Source organism: Desulfocurvus sp. DL1XJH-121 (assembly GCF_054819825.1).
Map to the genome: position 1 here is coordinate 1 of NZ_JBTVWW010000194.1, position 239 is coordinate 239.

Annotated in this window: 1 protein-coding gene; it reads right to left on the reverse strand. The window is 51.0% G+C overall.

Annotated features, from left to right (window positions below; genetic code table 11):
* Nucleotides 1–150 precede the first annotated feature (150 nt).
* Nucleotides 151–228 (reverse strand): JAB domain-containing protein, encoded by a 78-nt coding sequence (locus ACYYG1_RS17845; protein ID WP_461211671.1) that lies wholly within the window; start codon nucleotides 226–228, stop codon nucleotides 151–153.
* Nucleotides 229–239: the final 11 nt, after the last annotated feature.

The window sequence follows — 239 nt, forward strand, 5'->3', positions numbered from 1 at the left end:
GGTAGAAACCACACATCAGGTCAGAAACCTGCTGAGATAGGCTCTTGCGCCAAACCCAAGATTCTCAAAGGTGGCGTAGTATACGCTCTGAAGCGTAAGTGCTCAAGTCCCGAACAGCTAAAGATCCCACAAGGATCGCGAAAAAATCGCTTAAAGCCATCCGCGCTCGGCAAAAGAGACGCATTCACCCCGACCGATCACCAAATGATCGAGCACTCGGATCTCCAATAACTGGCAGG